This is a genomic window from Lysinibacillus sp. NPDC097231, from assembly GCF_044761885.1.
GTDB lineage: Bacteria > Bacillota > Bacilli > Bacillales_A > Planococcaceae > Lysinibacillus.
The window spans coordinates 54,441-72,920 of the sequence record NZ_JBIWDH010000024.1 but is presented as its reverse complement, the minus strand read 5'-3'; the positions used below and the strand labels follow the sequence as shown (position 1 = coordinate 72,920).

The 18,480-nt window shown below is 35.3% G+C and carries 20 protein-coding genes; 7 read left to right on the top strand and 13 right to left on the bottom strand.

Annotated elements, in window-relative coordinates:
• Positions 1-102: 102 nt before the first annotated feature.
• Positions 103-513, top strand: a complete 411-nt coding sequence (locus ACIQXF_RS15005; protein ID WP_402784065.1) for a YuzC family spore coat inner layer protein — start codon at positions 103-105, stop codon at positions 511-513.
• 333 nt (positions 514-846) lie between these two features.
• Here the strand turns inward: ACIQXF_RS15005 and ACIQXF_RS15000 are convergent, their stop codons facing one another.
• Positions 847-1,443 (bottom strand): DedA family protein, encoded by a 597-nt coding sequence (locus tag ACIQXF_RS15000; RefSeq protein ID WP_402784064.1) that lies wholly within the window; start codon positions 1,441-1,443, stop codon positions 847-849.
• Between the two features lie 336 nt (positions 1,444-1,779).
• Positions 1,780-2,553, bottom strand: coding sequence for a Cof-type HAD-IIB family hydrolase (locus ACIQXF_RS14995; RefSeq protein WP_402784070.1), 774 nt, complete (start codon positions 2,551-2,553; stop codon positions 1,780-1,782).
• Between the two features lie 362 nt (positions 2,554-2,915).
• On the opposite strand from ACIQXF_RS14995, the gene ACIQXF_RS14990 reads away from it, so the two are divergent.
• The 3 genes from ACIQXF_RS14990 (at position 2,916) to ACIQXF_RS14980 (ending at position 5,586) form a co-directional block, all read left to right on the top strand.
• Positions 2,916-3,605 carry a DUF2225 domain-containing protein gene (locus ACIQXF_RS14990; protein WP_402784063.1) on the top strand — a complete coding sequence of 230 codons (690 nt, stop codon included), beginning with the start codon at positions 2,916-2,918 and terminating at the stop codon, positions 3,603-3,605.
• A 17-nt stretch (positions 3,606-3,622) separates the two neighbouring features.
• Positions 3,623-3,976, top strand: coding sequence for a hypothetical protein (locus ACIQXF_RS14985; protein ID WP_402784061.1), 354 nt, complete (start codon positions 3,623-3,625; stop codon positions 3,974-3,976).
• A 185-nt stretch (positions 3,977-4,161) separates the two neighbouring features.
• Complete coding sequence (locus ACIQXF_RS14980) at positions 4,162-5,586, top strand: erythromycin esterase family protein (protein ID WP_402784059.1); 1,425 nt, start codon at positions 4,162-4,164, stop codon at positions 5,584-5,586.
• Positions 5,587-5,804: 218 nt separating this feature from the next.
• On the opposite strand, the gene ACIQXF_RS14975 is transcribed toward ACIQXF_RS14980, so the two are convergent.
• Positions 5,805-6,638 (bottom strand): MerR family transcriptional regulator, encoded by an 834-nt coding sequence (locus ACIQXF_RS14975; protein WP_402784057.1) that lies wholly within the window; start codon positions 6,636-6,638, stop codon positions 5,805-5,807.
• 86 nt (positions 6,639-6,724) lie between these two features.
• On the opposite strand from ACIQXF_RS14975, the gene ACIQXF_RS14970 reads away from it, so the two are divergent.
• Both ACIQXF_RS14970 and ACIQXF_RS14965 read left to right on the top strand, forming a co-directional pair.
• Positions 6,725-7,192: a GNAT family N-acetyltransferase gene (locus tag ACIQXF_RS14970; RefSeq protein ID WP_402784055.1), complete on the top strand. Its 468-nt coding sequence runs from the start codon at positions 6,725-6,727 to the stop codon at positions 7,190-7,192.
• Positions 7,179-8,513: an MATE family efflux transporter gene (locus tag ACIQXF_RS14965; RefSeq protein ID WP_402784053.1), complete on the top strand. Its 1,335-nt coding sequence runs from the start codon at positions 7,179-7,181 to the stop codon at positions 8,511-8,513. Before ACIQXF_RS14970 ends, ACIQXF_RS14965 begins: the two co-directional genes overlap by 14 nt.
• Before the next feature lie 161 nt (positions 8,514-8,674).
• Here ACIQXF_RS14965 and ACIQXF_RS14960 read toward each other — a convergent pair whose 3' ends face one another.
• The 5 genes from ACIQXF_RS14960 to ACIQXF_RS14940 form a co-directional block, all read right to left on the bottom strand.
• A complete protein-coding gene (locus tag ACIQXF_RS14960; protein WP_402784051.1) occupies positions 8,675-9,565 on the bottom strand; it encodes an HNH endonuclease in 891 nt (296 codons plus the stop codon).
• 182 nt (positions 9,566-9,747) lie between these two features.
• Entirely contained in the window at positions 9,748-10,203 is a 456-nt protein-coding gene (locus tag ACIQXF_RS14955) for a GNAT family N-acetyltransferase (protein WP_402784049.1), read from the bottom strand.
• 207 nt (positions 10,204-10,410) lie between these two features.
• The gene (locus ACIQXF_RS14950) at positions 10,411-10,950 is read right to left on the bottom strand and encodes a GNAT family N-acetyltransferase (RefSeq protein WP_402784047.1); all 540 of its coding nucleotides are present in this window, start codon (positions 10,948-10,950) and stop codon (positions 10,411-10,413) included.
• Between the two features lie 124 nt (positions 10,951-11,074).
• Complete coding sequence (locus tag ACIQXF_RS14945; RefSeq protein ID WP_402784045.1) at positions 11,075-11,338, bottom strand: CD3324 family protein; 264 nt, start codon at positions 11,336-11,338, stop codon at positions 11,075-11,077.
• A 422-nt stretch (positions 11,339-11,760) separates the two neighbouring features.
• A complete protein-coding gene (locus ACIQXF_RS14940) occupies positions 11,761-12,804 on the bottom strand; it encodes an AI-2E family transporter (protein WP_402784043.1) in 1,044 nt (347 codons plus the stop codon).
• Positions 12,805-13,250: 446 nt separating this feature from the next.
• On the opposite strand from ACIQXF_RS14940, the gene ACIQXF_RS14935 reads away from it, so the two are divergent.
• Positions 13,251-13,640 (top strand): RidA family protein, encoded by a 390-nt coding sequence (locus tag ACIQXF_RS14935; protein WP_402784041.1) that lies wholly within the window; start codon positions 13,251-13,253, stop codon positions 13,638-13,640.
• 233 nt (positions 13,641-13,873) lie between these two features.
• Here the strand turns inward: ACIQXF_RS14935 and ACIQXF_RS14930 are convergent, their stop codons facing one another.
• The 5 genes from ACIQXF_RS14930 to ACIQXF_RS14910 form a co-directional block, all read right to left on the bottom strand.
• Positions 13,874-15,130: a DUF4179 domain-containing protein gene (locus ACIQXF_RS14930; protein WP_402784039.1), complete on the bottom strand. Its 1,257-nt coding sequence runs from the start codon at positions 15,128-15,130 to the stop codon at positions 13,874-13,876.
• Complete coding sequence (locus tag ACIQXF_RS14925) at positions 15,114-15,626, bottom strand: sigma-70 family RNA polymerase sigma factor (protein ID WP_402784037.1); 513 nt, start codon at positions 15,624-15,626, stop codon at positions 15,114-15,116. Before ACIQXF_RS14925 ends, ACIQXF_RS14930 begins: the two co-directional genes overlap by 17 nt.
• A gap of 248 nt (positions 15,627-15,874) precedes the next feature.
• The gene (locus ACIQXF_RS14920) at positions 15,875-16,483 is read right to left on the bottom strand and encodes a flavin reductase family protein (protein ID WP_402784035.1); all 609 of its coding nucleotides are present in this window, start codon (positions 16,481-16,483) and stop codon (positions 15,875-15,877) included.
• Between the two features lie 15 nt (positions 16,484-16,498).
• A complete protein-coding gene (locus ACIQXF_RS14915) occupies positions 16,499-17,437 on the bottom strand; it encodes a ring-cleaving dioxygenase (RefSeq protein ID WP_402784033.1) in 939 nt (312 codons plus the stop codon).
• Between the two features lie 397 nt (positions 17,438-17,834).
• A complete protein-coding gene (locus ACIQXF_RS14910; protein ID WP_402784031.1) occupies positions 17,835-18,428 on the bottom strand; it encodes an NADPH-dependent FMN reductase in 594 nt (197 codons plus the stop codon).
• Positions 18,429-18,480: the final 52 nt, after the last annotated feature.

Below are 18,480 nucleotides of genomic sequence, written 5' to 3'. Positions count from 1 at the left end.
CTAGAAAAGACTATGTAAAAACTGTGATAAAAAAATTTTTTATCACTCTTAAAAACGGGTCAAACCGTTGATATATCAACATTTATAGAGGGAGGAATTTAGTTGTATTACAATCCTTATCCGTATTTTGTCTATCCTAATTATTATCCAACATGGGTACTGGCAGATCACTCAACTACTCAACAACCTTCTAGACATTTAGTAATGCCTACAAACCCAACGAATAGAAGTTCATTTCCGCCCGTCAATACAAATAAATTGAAGACTTCTGCGAAACGGATCAAGGTTATAATGCAGCAAGCACAATTACTTACGGATAAAATTGATGATTCAGAACAATTTGCACACGATCTTATGAACGCAGCACAACAATCAAATAAAACCGAAGTCGATAAGTTAATTGCGTCAACGGGTGTCACGATGAAATTTGAAACAAACTATACGCCAGATCGAATCCGAATAGTGTTTACTGATAGTGACTGTTGTAAACTTACGTTACTTTTGAGTTGGTGATTAAAATTTTTTCAAAACACCACTTGTCGTAATTTTTTTGAAATCATGAATTTTTCTGAGCATACTATATTACCGCACAAACACTATTATGAAGGCAATTAAAATTTTCACCTTGTATCCCTATCGAACTTGTAACTACGCTAAAGTATTTGTAATCATTATTTCTGAAAATAAGAGTGACGAGGAGATTGAAGCCAAGCCAGCGGAAAGCGTCAACTCGGAGTGAAAATCACCCTGTCTTATGGATACGCAGTAATTTATATTTATCTATCTTCGACAAGTAAAGGTCTGATTCAATAAATATTGAATCAGACCTTTCTTCATGGAAATACTTTATTTAGGTGAATTCTTTCTTTTGAAAACAAAATAAACGATGAACATTATTACTATAAACAATACTATGAGATAAATACTGTAGTGGGATAAATAAAATCCAACATAACGCCATTTCTCCCCTAGTACATTTCCTAAAGTAATAAAAGTAAATGTCCATATAAATGCTCCCGTATAAGCAAAAAAAGCAAACTTTTTATAAGGATAATTGTTTATAGCTGCAATATACGCTGTAAGATGACGCACACCAGGAATAAAATATCCTACTAATAATAACATGGGTCCTATTTTCTTAAATAACTTCTTAGTAAAATCAATCTTCTGCTCAGTAATATGAAATTTCGGACCGTATTTTTGCAATAACGGTAGCCCAAATCTATAGCCTACATAGTAGCTCAGAGTAATTCCCCCAATTGCACCTATCAAAGCGCTTATTAAAGCAGGAATATGCGCAAGGTTTTCACGATAAACGCTATACCCTACATAGGTTAAAAATATTTCATCGGGAAGTGGCAGCCCGACAATCCCCCCGACTAAGATAAGAATGATGCCAAAATACCCGTAATGTTCAATAAGAGATTGCACGTGATGCGCCATAAAACCATCCCACCTAAAGCATAATAATTTCTTTTACCAGTTAGCTTTATAATAACTCAAAACAAACAACATTATGAGTATTATGATACTTACACAATTTTCCCATGGATTTTTATCACAATCAATTTCTCTTTAAATGTTATCTTAAAGAAAACTTTTTCCAATGCTATATAGTAAAAAATTATGCCTTATAACCCAGAGTTCTTCACAGTGACTAGTTGATTAACGCTATTATCATAGCATTATTACTAGTACTAACTCTCTTGAAACTTAATTGGGTATTTCTCTAGAATTTACTAAAAATATTATTTGTTTTCAAATTTAATTTGGCCCTCTTTAAATAATTTGTAGCTCTCGTAATGCATAATCAATACCACCTTCAGTTGATTTCTTCGTTATAAAATTAGCGACATTTTTTAATGCTTCACTACCATTGCCCATTGCAACACCAAACCCAACCTGTTCTAGCATATCGATATCATTATCTCCATCTCCAAAAGCAAGTGCTTCTTGAGGAGTCAGCTTAAAATAATCTAAAACGGCTTGAACAGCAATCGATTTGGATATATCATGCTGCAAAACATTTGTAATATATGGATGCCATCTTTTAAATAATAATTGAGGAAATTGTGAAGTATATTTTTTCTCTATTTCCTCATCGACATATAAACACATTAAGTAAACCTCTTGCTTTAAAATATCCTCATTTATCGCTGGGAACTCTAGTAAGGATAATGTCTCTTGCATCGCTTTTAGTGTCGCTGGTTCTTTTACGCTATTCATCGATAATTGTTCCGTAAAAAATGAGAGGCTTTGTTTATTGTCATCAGCAAAAGCTTTAACTTTTTGGACAATATCTGCTGCAATAGATATTTTATGTATAACTTGATCTTGATGCTTAACATACGCTCCATTAGCCGTAATGAAAGTCTCTATTCCTATTTTTCTTAAATCTTGGCACATTGATAATGGTCTTCCTGTAGCAGCAACAATACGAATTCCCTTGTTTTTTAATTGTTGTATAGCCTTCCTCGTACTTTCTTCAATACAGCCATCTTCATAATTAACAAGTGTGCCATCTACGTCAAAGAATACAATTTTATAATCCATCATTTTCTCCCCATTCTACATACTTAAGTGATTGTCAATAAAGCATTTTATATTGGAAATACAGGTAGTTAATTTAACCTATTCAAGCAATAATAAGGGGTTGTACGTATATTGATAAACTAAAACAATTTATTTACCTTGTCTCAACGACACCGACAATACTATTACGATTACATATCGATACTTCAAATAACTAAGAAAGTAATGAACATTTTTATTATAATAATTCCAAAGGAGTATACCAAATAACACAGAATTGTTAAAATAAAAGATAATCAATTAAATACATTGAACGATAAAGTCTGTCGTATAAATAGACCAAAAGGAATAACAACTATTTGGATGTAAAGGAGTTGATTCATATGGCATTCAACATTTATTACTATGAAAGTAGTGTGGATTGCAAATTTTGCAAAAAACATTTTACTACTTATAAAGTACGTCCTAATCGTTATAAAGTTGCCGAGGAGCAAACGGACTTCATGCCAGTCTATGAGGGATTAAACCCGTTGTTATATGAAATTGCTGTTTGTCCACACTGTGGCTATGCCTACCACAAATCTATGACAAGAACATATGGACCTTTCATGTTACTTATTGACGAGCTCTACATTAAAGAGCTCCAAAGACCAATGAATATTTGTAAGGAGCGCACAATCGATGATGCCATTATCAGTTTTAAATTAGCTTATCTCGTATCAAGAGCATCCATGGAAGAATCACTTCTTATGGCTAATTTCGCACTAAAAATAGCCTGGTTATACCGTTTAAAAAATGATTCTGAATCGGAAATGCGTTACCTTTTTGCAGCTAGAGATTTTTACAGCAAATCTTTTGCATCCAATCAAGAGGGCGGAGAGAGAATTCAATATTTACATGCAGAATTAAGCCTCCGACTTGGAGATATTACTGAGGCGAAAAAAGGATTCTCTCGATTAATTGCAGATCGAAGTGTTTCCAATAAATATCGAAAGCTGGCACGAAATCGCTGGGAAAACTATAAATATGACGAACAGCCTAACAACGTAAATGAAAGTCATCAATTGAAATAACGAGGAGTGAAATAAATATGCAGCTGTTTGCCAAAAGAATTGATGTTCGAGAAGAAGATATTTTTTCAGAATTACATCATTTTTTACTAAGAAAAAATAATCGCTATTTAACTAATGACGAGGTAGTTGCATTAACAGGGGTAACTTCCGAGCTACTATATAAATGGGTAAAGGCAGGGAAATTAAAAAAATCGATTTTTCCTAATTTAGGCGCACCTTGTGAACGCTGTGGACAAATTACTCAGGCCAAAATCTGTGTTAGCTGCTCATCAACCATCGTAAATACACTAAAGAAAGAGGAAAAGGATCGTGCATGGTTCAATCAAATACAACGAAATAATCCAAGAGCTAGCACGTATCATTATAAATAAAATAATTAACATCTCCACATTGTACTTATGTTACACTTCGGAGATGTTTTTTAATGCCTTACGCCTACACTCCCCAAAATTATGGCATTGAACCAAATTTAAACAAAACTTAAACAAAGCTCCCCTTTACTTTAAACTTATCTACTTATAATTGGTCTTAACATAAAGAGAAGGGCTGATAGAGAGTGACAAAAGGTAAGAAACGTAAAGTTTTATTATCATTAAGTTTAGCGTTAACAAGTTTTGTAGCGTTCAACGGAGTTTCAAATGCATCGGCAGCAGTTCCAGTGAAAGAAGAACGCGTAGCTTTAGAGAACAAATTAGAAGTAGAGCAAGCTCGCACATCCATTGAAACACTTCAAGACTGGAAAAAATGGACAAACGACCATGCTTACAGCTTAACATCCATTCAACCTGAAGCAATTGGTCAACAAAAAATTCCATCGAATAAATTTGATGATTTAGAGATGCTAAAGCCTTTATTATATGATAAGCGCATCGTTTTTTTAGGGGAAAGCTCCCATGGTGCGGCTGAATTTAACCTAGTAAAAACACGTTTAATTCAATTTTTACATCAAGAAATGGGCTACAACGTTCTTGCCTTCGAAAGTGGTATGGGGAATGCCATGAATGCCCAAGGCCAAATTGATAAACAATCGGCACAACAAACGATGAAGGATGCTATTTTTGGTGTATGGTGGACAAAAGAAACACTACCGTTATTTGAGTATACTAAAAAGACACAAAATACCGATAAACCATTAACATTAGCAGGCTTTGATATTCAACTGCAAGGTGCATTTACGAACGGTGACTGGCTACAAAATAGTTCACTTGCTAAACAGTTAAGTGAAGTAGAGGAGCAACTTTTTGACTGGAGCAATGGTAAGGATTTAAAGGGCTATCAAAAGGTAAAACCAAACATTATCGAAGTATATAAACAAGTAAAATCACAAGTACAGCTTAAAGAAAAAGAGTTAAAAGCGGCTTTTCCTAGTGAACCACATATCATAAAGCTTATGGAACGTACTTTAGCTGACCGTATCCGTCTTGTGGACGAATATGTAGAACTCTCAATTCAAACAAATATTGATATAGAACAATATAACTTTGATTCTTATATAAAGTCATTGGAATGGCGTGACCAAGCAATGATGGAAAACCTTCTTTGGTTAGCAGAGGAGATTTATCCAACTGAAAAATTTATCGTCTGGGCGCATAATGACCATATTCGGAAAGCACAATCCGAAGTAATGGGCTCTCCTTATGCGGTAAAAATGATGGGTGAATGTCTACCGGATAGCTACAAGAAATATAGCTATGTGCTTGGTCTTCATATGGCTAGTGGCGAGACTGCAAGCAATATAAGAGAACCAATGACCGTTTTACCTCCAATAAAAGGATCGATCGAGGATATTCTTTCGTCGACAAAAAAACCTTACACGTTTATCGACTTGCGAAACCGTCAAAATGAGCGAGGAAATTCATGGATGTTTGAGCCGCGTTTATCATATAGATGGGGAACCATGGAGGAAAGTTTTGTTCCACGCGATCAATATGATGGTATTCTTCTAATAGATAGGGTAAAAAAACCAAATTATATACAGTGAAGCTTCAATCAGTGGGGAGCTCCTCATCTCCACTGATTGAGGAACACAAGCATTTTTATATTCTAGTACTCCAAACAAATCGGGCTTTTACAGAATCAGTAAAATCTAAGAAAGTACAAAAAAGCAAACTATGCTTTTTCCCAGTTTGCTTTTTTTCTTTTGATACTCAGTTTGGAAGTACCACTCGAAACTGTATCCCCCTTTATTACGATACTCAATTATCGAATACACTTTTTAATTTCCATCATAATTTTTGTAACATACTCCTCCTCACGATTTTTAATAACTGCATCATAAATATATTCCTTATATACGTATTGCCCTAGTTCATAGCCCTGTTCTCGCATGACCTTAAATAACCTTTCGTATGTTTCGCCAAGTGTAGTGGATGATCCCACATGATAGCCAATAATAAAATCCCCCTCAATCGCCTCGAAATAAGGATGACCTTCTCGTGGATGCGGCTGCTCTATATACAAGTAACTATAATTATCATAGTTTCCTGCTAAGATTTGCTCTCTTCTTGTAATACCCCCAATAGGATAACCTGTATCTAATTGAGAACGGTCTAACACATCTATAAAATCTGACACTGCCTTCACAAACTGTTCTTCCGTTGAATTCTCGATATTTTTGCTTAAATACAATGTTTCCTCAGGTAGGTGCTCAATCGTAATGCTTTCAAAATCAAGGTGTAAGGCTTCCTCTGTCGTCTGAATTTTCACATCAATAATGCTTTCAATCATCTCAAGTTCTCGACGCTTTTTCGCTACAATTTCCCTTTGCTGATGCATTAATTCCAAAAAATTTTCAGGTGATTTTTCTGCCATATATTTTTGAATATCCTTTAAAGACATGCCAACTGCCTTTAATAGCTCTATTACACTAAAAAACTCATATTGCGCAATGGAATAATAACGGTAGTCCTTACTATCCTTCATGATCGGTGATAATAAGCCAATTTGATCGTAGTAAATCAGTGTTTGTTTATTAACTTTACAAATTTTAGCGAATTCACCCGTTGTAAAATATTTTACATTTTTATTAAACATCTTTTAAGCTTCCCTCCTTGACTATATAGTTACTATATACATTAGATTGTAGCTATTCACAATAAAAATAGAAAGGTTTTGACATTATGCTCACGGAAATTCGTGACATTACAGCTTTAAACAAACAGGAAGTTTTATCATTGCGTATTGCAGACCATCAGAAAAGTTTTATTGAAAGTACGGTGCAATGCTTAGCAGAGGCTGAAATTGATAGACGCTTTATTCCAGTTGGATTGTATAAGGAAAACGTTGCTATTGGCTTCGCTATGTATGGTGTATTTCCACATGAAGATAATAGTCAACGTGTTTGGCTAGATCGTTATCTTATCGATGAACGCTTCCAGCACAAAGGATTAGGTAAATACTTTTTACAGCGGCTTATAGATTACTTAACAATAAAATACAGCTGCCAGAACATTTATTTAAGCGTTTATGACAACAATGAGGTTGCCATTCACCTATATAGAAACTTTGGGTTTGCCTTTAATGGTGAACTTGATGAAAAAGGAGAAAAGGTAATGGTATTGGAGGTCCATTCTCATGACAACCATTAATTCAATTGAGACTAGACCGCTGAAGCCATTGTTTTTATCGTACTTATTCCCAGCTATGGTTGGGATGCTACTAATGTCGGTAAATATTTTAGTGGACGGTATTTTTGTAAGTCATGGAGTTGGACCAACAGCTTTAGCAGGAGTAAATATCGCTGTACCAATTTTCTCCATTTTACTATCTATTTCTCTTTGGATTGGCATGGGAGGAGCGACACTATTTTCAATTTCTCTTGGTGAGGGTAATAAAAAACGAGCACATCAACTCTTTACATTGGCATTTACAATAATGATCGTTGTTGTGATAACGCTAATTCTATTACTGTTATTCAATTTAAAGGAAATATCCTATATATTCGGAGCAAGTGATGCTACTTATCCATATGTTCAAGAGTACCTACATGTTATTTTGTTGTTTGGTATATTTTATACAATTGAAAATCTATTAAGTATTTTTATCCGAAATGATGGTAATCCAAAGCTAGCAATGCTGGGCTTAATTACTACCTCTGTTTTAAATATAGTTTTAAACTATGTCTTTATTTTTGTGCTTAATTATGGCGTAACAGGTTGTGCCTTAGCTACAGCGCTTTCCACAATTATCGGGATGTCGGTGCTTTGTCTTCATTTCTTCCGTAAGCAATCAGAATTAAAATTCGTTTCTACATTTTTCAGTATGGCGGATTTAAAGAAAATATTAGCTATTGGACTGCCAAGCTTTATCGTAGAAGCTTCTGTAGCAGTTATGGTTATTTTATATAACGTAACTTTCCTACACTATTTAGGGGCAAATGGTGTTACAGCCTATGCCATGGTTAACTACATTCATACTGTGCTTTTGACTGTTTTTCTTGGTATTGGTATGGCGCTACAGCCTCTCGTTAGCTACCATCATGGTGCAAGATTAGTAGAGCGGTTAACAGCACTCTTAAAAATAGCATTAGCTACTGCCCTTATTTTTGGATTACTAACGGCCATTATTGCTATGCTGTTCCCTACCCAGCTAATCGCTTTATTCGGGGACAGTACGTTTGAAATTCGCAGCATGGCAGCACAGGGGTTCACTCACTTTGCGATTGGCTATATTTTCTTAGGAATAAATATGGTGTTTGCCGAGTTCTTCCAATCGATTGAAAAAATTCGCCTTGCCACAAGTATTATGTTACTTCGCAGTATTATTTTATTTATCCCAACGCTTGTACTATTGCCGAAAATCCTTGGCCCACAAGCTATTTGGTGGACCTTCCCTGTCGCAGAAGGCATTACCGCATTGTTGATTTACTTGTATATTAGGAAAAGATCACACACAATTTCTTCTATATAAATGCATGAACAGAAAAAATTAAATTATGTCTCGGCATAATTGCTTCCGTAATCAGGCAAATAGAAATGCTTAGACGAATTGTTTATTTTGATTCGTCTAAGCATTTCTGTGAAGTTATATAAAAATGTCTTCTTATTTTGTCTACGGTAGCCCTCCATAAATTATCGATATTCACTACCGCCCCCCCAAATAAATCGACCACCTGTATGCGCAGTTGAATTGTGCTCATCCTCATTGACCAATTGCAGAACCCCTGGTTGTTCATGATGATGCCATATATAGCCTTCGGGTGTAATATTATTTGATAATCCTTGAATATCCGTTTGACTCAAACCCATCTGATTAGCAAGTCTAAAATCGGCTTCTAGTTCTTGAGCAAGCTGCTCATTAGCGAGACGAAAATGTACTTCATCACTAGCGAGATACATGTTCTCAGGTATATTTGCATTATATTGACTATCAAATACCGGGAATACATCCTGAATGATTTGTCCATTGTATTCAATATTATTTATTTCAAATGGAACACCTGTAATAGGATGTACATCACCTTCCAAATCTGCGTTAATAGCTTGGATTTCTTGAGCTTCTACTACATCTGCTTCACCTACAATATCTATGATAGAAACTGCAGTAAAAGCGACAATCCCCATTTGTGCCAAATTTAACGCACCATTCTTCGCTCTTTCATAATCTTTTGTCAGCAAGCCAGCTCCAGTTTCATAAGTATTTGTAGTCCCCATTTTTATTGTTTGTCCAATTCCGCGTACCACACGTCTACCAGCATCCTTTAACTCGTCTACTCCTTCATCACGTTCTATGGTATCTTTTGTTAGTTGCCCCTTTGCAGTTTGGTATACACCTTGCATAGCTTGTCCTGTCATTGCAATACTTGCATTAGAAGCCCTTCCGACAAGACTTGCTGTTTCATCTATAAAATCTGCAACTTGCGGGAAACCTGCTTTTACTACACCTTTACTCGCTAAACTTCCAGCCCCACTAATTGTTGAATCAACTAACTTTCCAATGTTTTTTCCAATATCCTTCAACATAACAACACCCCTAACTTTTCACATTTTACCATTTTTTATTATCAGAAAAACACTATTAAGCTTTATGTAGAGGGTAAGATTCACAAAAACGTTGTTCAGAGTAAATAAAAATTATAAATCATTTTCAAAGCTTAAACCCCATGAAATTAATGAAAGGGACCTAAAAAGGCCCCTTTCTATTTCTATTCAGTTAAGTTTTTAATAACAGCCATTTCCTTACCAAAGCGATTACCATTATCGATAAACCCTAAACTTGCATATAAATGATGAGCACCTTTATTTTCTGGGTGATAGCCCACCACAACTTTATTGGCATCTGGTAATTTAGCTATTTCTAACAGCATTAGTTTAGTAGCCGCTTTCCCTATACCTTTACCTTGAAAATGCTTATCGATCATAATTCGATAGATCCAATAGCCATCAAGTTCTTCCTTAACAGCATTAAACATTAAAAAACCTACTACTTTGTCTTCAAAATAAATAGCATATGGCTTTAAGGTGGTCTCAAACTTTGATTGTGCTATAGAAATAGAGTTCGGTTCAATATAATTTCTTTGTTCCTTTGAGATCTCTAATAAACAACAATCATACCAATTCTCTGTATTAACTTCTTCAATTCTTACAGCATTGTCACTCATAAATTTTCCCCTTCCGAATTCAGGAGAACGCTAAATATCCTTGTTAATTTGGCGTTATCCCCCAGTATTTAGTGATAAAAACAGTATTGTTTGTCATAATGACCGCCCCCTTTAACAAAGATTCTTAAATTATAATATCATATTTTTTCCCATTTATCATAAATTTTTCATTCCCAAGTTTAAGAAAACTACGTGAACTCATCTACATTACTTATTATTCAATATTTCCATGTATTCATCTCGAAGAATACTCATAATGATTTCATTTGAATACTTATTGTTCATATATAAGGACTGCCTTAATACGCCTTCCTTTTTAAAGCCGACCTTTTCGTACGATTTTATTCCTCTAATATTATGTGAGTATACTTGTAGTTCTAAGCGATTAAGCTTTAGCTCCTCGAACGTAAATTTTTGTGCAAGCTGAACCGCTTCAGCCCCATATCCCTTGCTGCAATTTTCTATGCTGTGTAGAGCTATGCGAAACATGGCCTTTTTATTGTCTAAGTCTATTTCCATAATGGCTAAATCTCCGATAATTTGGCTATTCTCTACCAAACATATAGCAAAATCATGGCGTGTAGAATCTTCGCTAAATCGATTCAAAGCCTCTCTAATTTGATCCTTCGTAAAAATGTTAATAGTCCCCGTCATATACATAATTTCTTCATTTTGAAAACACTTGTAGATACTATCTGTATCTTCTTCAGTAATTGGTCTTAGAAAAACATCTTGCCCTTTTAGCATTAAAAAACCCTCCTTTACTATATTGAACAGGATTCCTATTAAAAAGAATATGACTAGTTCAATTAAGAAGTGTTTTAGGCATACGAAAAGCACCAACATATTAATCTGCTAGTGCTTTAATAGGTTACCTTGTATATACAATCTTTTTAATCGTTTCTACCGCTAAATGATACTCAGTAGATAATTGTTCAATAGAAGCTCCATTCGTAAACGCTTTTTTTATAGACTTATTCCTATCCTCAATATATTGCTTTGTGCCTGAACGTGCACCCCACTCTAAATAAGTGTTTTCTATTTTAGGAATATAGATTGTTTCACCTTGAACATATTTTTGAATTTCTAGTAAAAGCTCTTTCGGTAAAATAGCCGAAGCCTTCTTATAAGCCACTTAAGCCAACCCCTCATTTTTATTTAGAAAACAATAAAATAAGGAAGCAAAGCTAATTTTATAAGAAATACTTCAGGGCAAAGGTCAGAATTCACCCCATGCAAAGTATTGCCGTATTAAAATTAGGCTTTGCATGGGCTGCTTCCGAATCTAGTAACTTAACATAATTATTCACTTCTATACCTCCTAACATTCAACTTATTCATAATCCATCTTAACATATGTATATATTTTCAATAAAAAACAAAGAGGCTGGGACAGAACTCGATTATTTTAAAAAATAGCGAAAATAGATAATAACTTTTCCGCTTCAATGAGTAGAGTGTTCCTTCCTAAATCAAAAAAATGTTAGGCCAAAATAAAATCAGTCTAACATTTTTCTTTTTATCCCAGCCTCTTTTTTAAAGAAAACGTTATTTAATTTACTTATCTTCTTGTACGGTCATATCTTTTTGCAGCTCATCCTCTGAGGACGTAACGCCCAAAATATCAAGCAAGAACATGAATAATGGAATACCGATAATTAATCCCCAAACACCAAGGAAATGCTCTGAGAAGAGGATAACCATGAATGTGTAAAAAATCGGAAGATCTGTTTTTGCAGACATCAGCTTTGGATTTAAGAAGTACGCCTCCAGAGCATGTAATACCATAACAATAATCAGGATATAGATAATGTACATTAGACCACCGATACTGTAAGCAATGATACTTAGAGGAATCAAAGAAATGATGACCCCTGCGACTGGCACCAATCCCAGTACAAAAAGCATAATTCCCAGTGCAATTAAATGTGGGAAGCCCATAATATATAGGGCAATAACAGATACAACACAATTGACAGCCGCAATAATGAACTGTGCCTCAATAACTTTACCGAAAGATCGAATGAATATTTTTGAGAAATAATGTAGTTCATCGTAAAGATAGCTCACCTTACTATCTTTGAATTTTGCTGTAAATTCAGTAATACGTTTCTTCTCAAGCAAAATAAATAAGCTCAAAATTAGTGAGATGAATATATGCAAAATGATTTTACCAATATTCGTAATATTTTTAAGAGTTAGGTCCACACCCTGCTCTAAATATTTACCAAGTTCAATTTTCTCGAAGGTTGGAGCTAGATACCTTGCAATCTCATTATCATCTGGATCGAGATTAAAGCTAGCGATAAGATCAAAAAGCTGTGTAATTTGTTGGGTTACAACAGGTAGATACTTATAGATAACCGCAACAATACCCGCAAGAAGTAAAAGATAAAGGGTAACAGTGACAGCTTTCTCGTTCATCCGTACGTACTTTCTGACTCCTCTTGTTGTCTTCGTAGTCAGTTGATTCATCAAATAGGTAATAATGAACGTGAGGAGAATAAGATTAATCATACTACGCATTAAATATAGTGCAACAGCGATTCCGACTAGAATAATAAAACGTTTAAATCCATTACTTCGAAAGAAATTACTCATGTATTCACTCCTTCTACAAAACGGCTTCGCTGTCTTTGCCTGGGTATCGCTATCAAATGAACATAAGCAAGTAATAAATTGATGGAAAAAATTACGCAACATTCTTATGTAAATATTCCCCCCTTCATTGGATTATTATTTCCATCATCGCTTAAAATAAGACTTCAATGCATACGCTTTATAAGTCTCTTAAGAAATTAATGAATCCAAGGAGCGAAAAGAATTGCATGCTTATCAAATTTAAAATTAATGTCAATACTTTTGCATTTATTGAAAGCTTTATCAGCGTTATAAGCCTAAACTATATGAATCTATTATAACCTTTTGAACTATTATATCCAAAGTAAGTTGTTCTATAATGGTATTAAAATTAGTTTTTTTATCTTAGTTTCAGATTGGTATTTTTCTTAAAACTTCAAACTAAAATAATAGAAAGGATGAATTTTATGAAGATTGCAAGAAACCCAAAAGAAATTCATCAGCCAGTTGCTCCTTATGTACATCAAATTGAAGTGACAGGACCACAGAGATGGTTAACATTATCTGGACAAATCGGAATGGAAAAAGACGGAACTGTACCTGAAGAGCCATTAGCTCAATTGAAGTTAGCACTAGAAAATATCCGTAAGAACCTTGAAAGTGCTAATATGGAAGTTCAAGATTTAACGAAACTGGTCTTTTATCTCGTCGGGGAAATGAATGCAAATCAACGCAAACAGATAATCGATGATTTTCTCGGAACTCACCTTCCATGTACAACATTGGTGTATGTAGTCGCACTAGCTGCCCCTCCTCTAAAGGTTGAGATTGATGCCTGGGCATGTAAGGAAGTTTAACCTTATAATATGCAGTCCATAACAGAAATGTTAATATAAAATACCCCTTTAGAGTGATCTAAAGGGGTGAAGAATGTTACGAGCTACTTGCTTTCCTGAAGGTTAGAGTCGAGTAGCCCTCCGCTACAATCAGTTAAAATAGGCATACAATATCAACAAAAGAATCCTTTTATCGGTCAATAATAAACCAATATTTTCCTAATGAACACACCAGATATAAAGCTTTTGTCATACTATTTAACTGGAATCGTGACGATAGCAGATGATTCAACTTCCATATGCGGTGTTTTTAAAATATGAATAATTGGTTTTCCAACATTCGCCTGATATGATACTTGATATTTATTTGGTCCTATTGCATGAGCATACTCTGTGATTAGGCTTTCACCCGATTCCGACTTAACATCAAGAGATATTAGATTATTATTATAAGGGAAATCACTATCGACATAGAAAGACAGCGTTGCTTCCTGACCCTCTTTTGTCACATCTGTGATAACAAAATCCCCCATCTCATCTTGTGAAATTCGTTGCGGTAATGTATTGGCAAGTGGGACAATTACATCTTCAATTTCTGCACCAAACGGGCGGAAATAGTAAGCAATTTTTATTTTAGTAATATTTTTGTTTAAAGGCTCTACTAAGTACATATAAGTTGTGCTTTTGTCATCACCACTACCTGATTGATGTAACACTGTCAGTGGCGTTCCGTTTTGGTCCATTATAGTAGCATCTATCCCAGCTTTTTCGGAGAACAATTTATCCATAGTAGCAGCAAATTTCACCTTTATCTTTGTCGATGTTGTTGAAGCCTCCACACTTTCTACATCAAACGGGATGCCGTTTAATTTCCCTGATTGTCCAGCTACTAATTTATGACTATCATTTTTTACTTTTTTGATAGGTGTAGAGAATACCCATTCTCCTTCTGTTGAACCTACTTGAAAAAATTTTAACGTTAAATCAAATTCATCGGGTAATTCTTCGTCGATAGGAAATTCCCATAAACCACGAAATCCATCTTGATCTTCTAAGACCCGTAAACTTTCACCTGTATTGAGTTCTCTCCCGTTGACATACAAGAAGCATGGTGCGATATCCATATATTCTGGCATTGAAAAAATCACATTCAAACGTGTACCATCATATACAATCTCCTCTACTGTAATGGCTATGCCGTTACTAGTTACTGTTTTATTTAATTTCACCTTATTGTCATCAGAAAGCGCTGTTTGCAGGCCTTTATCATGTTCTGCAATATTATACATAAAACCAATAAGTGGAACATCAGCAAGGACATTTGCCACTTTAGGGGAAATAAAACCAGAACCCAAAATCAATGCTACACTTGCTATACTAGAAACAATTGCAGTTTTCCAACCTTTTTTGCTTTTTTTCGTTTCTGAGCGCATTCCTTTTTCAATAGCTTGGTCAAGTTTTTCTAATGGTACGTCAATATTATTTATGACTTCCTTAATATTGTTCTCCATAAAGCTCCCCCTCCTTGTTTAGATATTTTTTTAACTGCTGAATACCTCTATGCACATTCGTTTTGACTGTCCCCTCTGGACAACCTAATAAATCTGCAATTTCTTTTATTTGCAAATCTCGATAGTATCTCAATAAAATAACGGTTTTATATTTTTCCTCTAACTGTTCAATGGCTTGTAATAAATCCAGCTTTTCATCGTTAGTTGAAATTTGCTCTTGCTCCGGCTGTTGTTCAAGGAGAGGAATAATTTTTTGATTTTTACGTAACATTTCTAATGCTGTATTTATCAAAATTCTCATCAGCCATGTGGCAAAATACTGCTCCTCTTTCACTGTATGGATATTGGCATACGCCCTTGCTATTGTCTCCTGCACCACATCTAATGCATCGTTCTCATTTTTCATGTAAATATAAGCCATCTTATATAGCTTTACTTTTTCTTCCTGTAATAGCTCTACGAACGCTTGGTTATTCCCTTTTTTCGCATCTGACAATAATGACTTCACTTGCAATTTTTTCACCATCCTTTCTTGTTTCTATATGTTAGATGTTGTAAATATGTAAATCGTTTCAATAAAATCCATAAAAAAATCCTCCCCAGAAAGTATATCTAAAGGAGGATTAAAGTTTTTGTAATTATTCCGATGTACTATTAACAGAGTATAGAAGGATTTTTAATATAGTTTAGAATAAAATAAAAATGCGAAAATGCTGTTCAATCAACATTTTCGCATGTTATATATCATTCAGGTCGTTCTATCGAAAAAATATCTCCAATCTTTGCGTAACTTGAGCCAGCTAATCTACTAATGGCTTTTAGTTTCCTTGGATCAATTCGTCCTTCATGATAAATAGTCTCATCTATATGAAATTGTACAACTTCACCAATAAACAAATCACCTGTCTGTTCCTCACCATTCATCAACGGAATCGTTTGTATTAAACTGCATTCCATTCGAACCTTTGCCTCTTGAATACCTGGTACAGAAATAAGCTGGCTATCGATTAATGTAAATTGCGCTCTGTCAATTTCACTCTCTGTTACAGGTAAGGAAGCAGCTGTTTCATTCACCTGCTTTACATTCTCCTCATCTACAATATGCACAACAAATTGTTGCTGATGATGAATGTGTCGAGCTGTATCTTTTAAGCGTCCATTAGATCTCTGAATTGCTAAAGAAATCATCGGTGGATTGGAAGATACAATATTGAAGTAGCTAAATGGTGCGCCATTGATGACCCCTTGCTCCGATTTCGTCGTAACAAAAGCAATAGGTCTTGGAATAATACTGCCAATCAATAATTTATAGTTGTCTCGCTCTGTATTTTTCTTAGGATCAATCGAAATCAAACGACTCACCCTCTCTTAATCAAGCGTACGCACTTCGATTGGAATTAACGTTCTTGCTAATTGTTCTCGATGCTGCTCATACTGAGGTGGCAGCATTAATTGGCTACCCATTGTCTCAGGCTTTTCATCATGAGCGAATCCAGGTGGGTCTGTCGCAATTTCAAATAATATTTCACCAGGTTCACGGAAATAAATCGCATTAAAATAATTACGATCTTTCACTTCGGTAACACGTTGTCCATGATTCATTACATACTCTTGCCATTCTAAGTGATCCGCGTCATTTTGGGCTCTCCATGCAATGTGATGAACTGTTCCTACACCCATTTGACCACGTACACCTGGAACAACTTTTAAATCCACTGTATTGCCAATGTCTGCGCTGGATTTATAGCGTGTATACTCGCCTTCTGTTGCTATTTTTTCAAGCCCCATAACTTCAGTTAATACCTTCGCTGTTTCTTCAGGATGACTTGAATACAGTGTTGCCCCACCAAATCCTTTAATCGCTACCTCAGGTGTTACTTCACCAAATGTCCATTCATTCAATTCGCCTTCTGCACGTGCAACTAATTCAATATGAAGGCCGTGTGGATCATCAAATTGAATGACTTGTTCACCAAAACGCTCACCTTTTTCGAACGGAATTGCAAACTTTGCTAGACGATTAACCCAGAAAGTTAGTGCTCCTTCTGGAACAACATAAGTTGTAACGCCGACTTGGCCATCACCAATACGTCCTTGATAAGCATTTGCCCATGGGAAGAATGTAATAATAGTACCTGGTTTACCACCTTTGTTACCAAAATAAAGATGATATGTGCCTGGGTCATCGAAGTTTACCGTTTGTTTTACTAGACGTAAGCCTAATACACCAGCATAAAAATCAATATTCTCTTGTGGATGCCCTACAATGGCTGTGATATGGTGAATACCCGCAGTATGTTTTTTCATGTTAACTAGCCCCTTCATGACTAAATGTATTTTCACACCTATACTTTACCCAATAACGTTCTACCTCAATCTATCAATTATACTTCGGCATAATTGCGTCCGGAATCGGCTTTGTGCTTAGGCCTGCGTGAGGGCCGACACAATGTCGGTCATTTCGGTAATGCCACAGGACGTGTCGTTTTTACCGATGCAAGTCAGTTAGCCGTTATCGCATGGATGCGATGATTTTAGGCTAACATCCTTTAAGAACTCCTTTCCGATTCCGTGACATCCGCCGGAGACTTTGGGCCAACGTGATGTTGGTCACTCAGTCGTTGCCACAGGACGTGGCGTTCTTAGACTGAGTTCCTCTATTTCAATTGGTGTTTGGACACCCGCTGAAATAAGTTAAACAAGATTAACGAATTGTATATAAAGCTTTTGACCAAGGAATTAATTGATCTAACATTTGGTTAACAGAATCTGATTGAACCGCCTTTGGTTTAAAATCTGTTCCATTTTCAAAATCTGTGAATAATGATATTGCTGGATGTACGCGTACGTCAGCAATTAATAGTTCGCCCATAATGCCACGTAAATGTTCAGCTGCTCGTGCACCACCTACAGATCCATAAGATACAATACCTGCAGCTTTGTTATTCCACTCTACACGTAAGTAATCAAGTGCATTTTTGAGAGCACCTGTAATGGAATGATTGTACTCTTGCACGATAAATACAAATCCATCTTGTTTGGCAACAATTTCTGACCAAGCTTGAGCGCCTGATGCATCTTGTCCTGGTTCCCCCAATAAAGGTAATTTGTAATCCGCAATATCAATGATTGTATAATTAGCATCTCCGCGTTGATCTGCAATTTCTTTTACCCATTGTGCTACCTGTGGACTTACACGCCCTTCACGTGTTGATCCAATAATGATTCCGATATTTAATTCTGCCATTGTTTTTTCCTCCTCTTTTTTTGAAGTAAAGAATTTATTTAAAAAACCCATAATATTACCTCCTTCTGATGTAAAAAGTTAAACTTTTCTACAAAGAATCAAT

Bases quoted from the DNA above. Each gene is read 5' to 3' on its own strand.
- ACIQXF_RS14910 (WP_402784031.1), bottom strand. From the start codon at position 18,428: ATGGGTTTTTTAAATAAATTCTTTACTTCAAAAAAAGAGGAGGAAAAA.
- ACIQXF_RS14915 (WP_402784033.1), bottom strand. From the start codon at position 17,437: ATGAAAAAACATACTGCGGGTATTCACCATATCACAGCCATTGTAGGG.
- ACIQXF_RS14975 (WP_402784057.1), bottom strand. From the start codon at position 6,638: ATGTTTAATAAAAATGTAAAATATTTTACAACGGGTGAATTCGCTAAA.
- ACIQXF_RS14970 (WP_402784055.1), top strand. From the start codon at position 6,725: ATGCTCACGGAAATTCGTGACATTACAGCTTTAAACAAACAGGAAGTT.
- ACIQXF_RS14950 (WP_402784047.1), bottom strand. From the start codon at position 10,950: ATGCTAAAAGGGCAAGATGTTTTTCTAAGACCAATTACTGAAGAAGAT.
- ACIQXF_RS15000 (WP_402784064.1), bottom strand. From the start codon at position 1,443: ATGGCGCATCACGTGCAATCTCTTATTGAACATTACGGGTATTTTGGC.
- ACIQXF_RS14940 (WP_402784043.1), bottom strand. From the start codon at position 12,804: ATGAGTAATTTCTTTCGAAGTAATGGATTTAAACGTTTTATTATTCTA.
- ACIQXF_RS14985 (WP_402784061.1), top strand. From the start codon at position 3,623: ATGCAGCTGTTTGCCAAAAGAATTGATGTTCGAGAAGAAGATATTTTT.
- ACIQXF_RS14995 (WP_402784070.1), bottom strand. From the start codon at position 2,553: ATGGATTATAAAATTGTATTCTTTGACGTAGATGGCACACTTGTTAAT.
- ACIQXF_RS14930 (WP_402784039.1), bottom strand. From the start codon at position 15,130: ATGGAGAACAATATTAAGGAAGTCATAAATAATATTGACGTACCATTA.
- ACIQXF_RS14960 (WP_402784051.1), bottom strand. From the start codon at position 9,565: ATGTTGAAGGATATTGGAAAAAACATTGGAAAGTTAGTTGATTCAACA.
- ACIQXF_RS14935 (WP_402784041.1), top strand. From the start codon at position 13,251: ATGAAGATTGCAAGAAACCCAAAAGAAATTCATCAGCCAGTTGCTCCT.
- ACIQXF_RS14955 (WP_402784049.1), bottom strand. From the start codon at position 10,203: ATGAGTGACAATGCTGTAAGAATTGAAGAAGTTAATACAGAGAATTGG.
- ACIQXF_RS14965 (WP_402784053.1), top strand. From the start codon at position 7,179: ATGACAACCATTAATTCAATTGAGACTAGACCGCTGAAGCCATTGTTT.
- ACIQXF_RS14990 (WP_402784063.1), top strand. From the start codon at position 2,916: ATGGCATTCAACATTTATTACTATGAAAGTAGTGTGGATTGCAAATTT.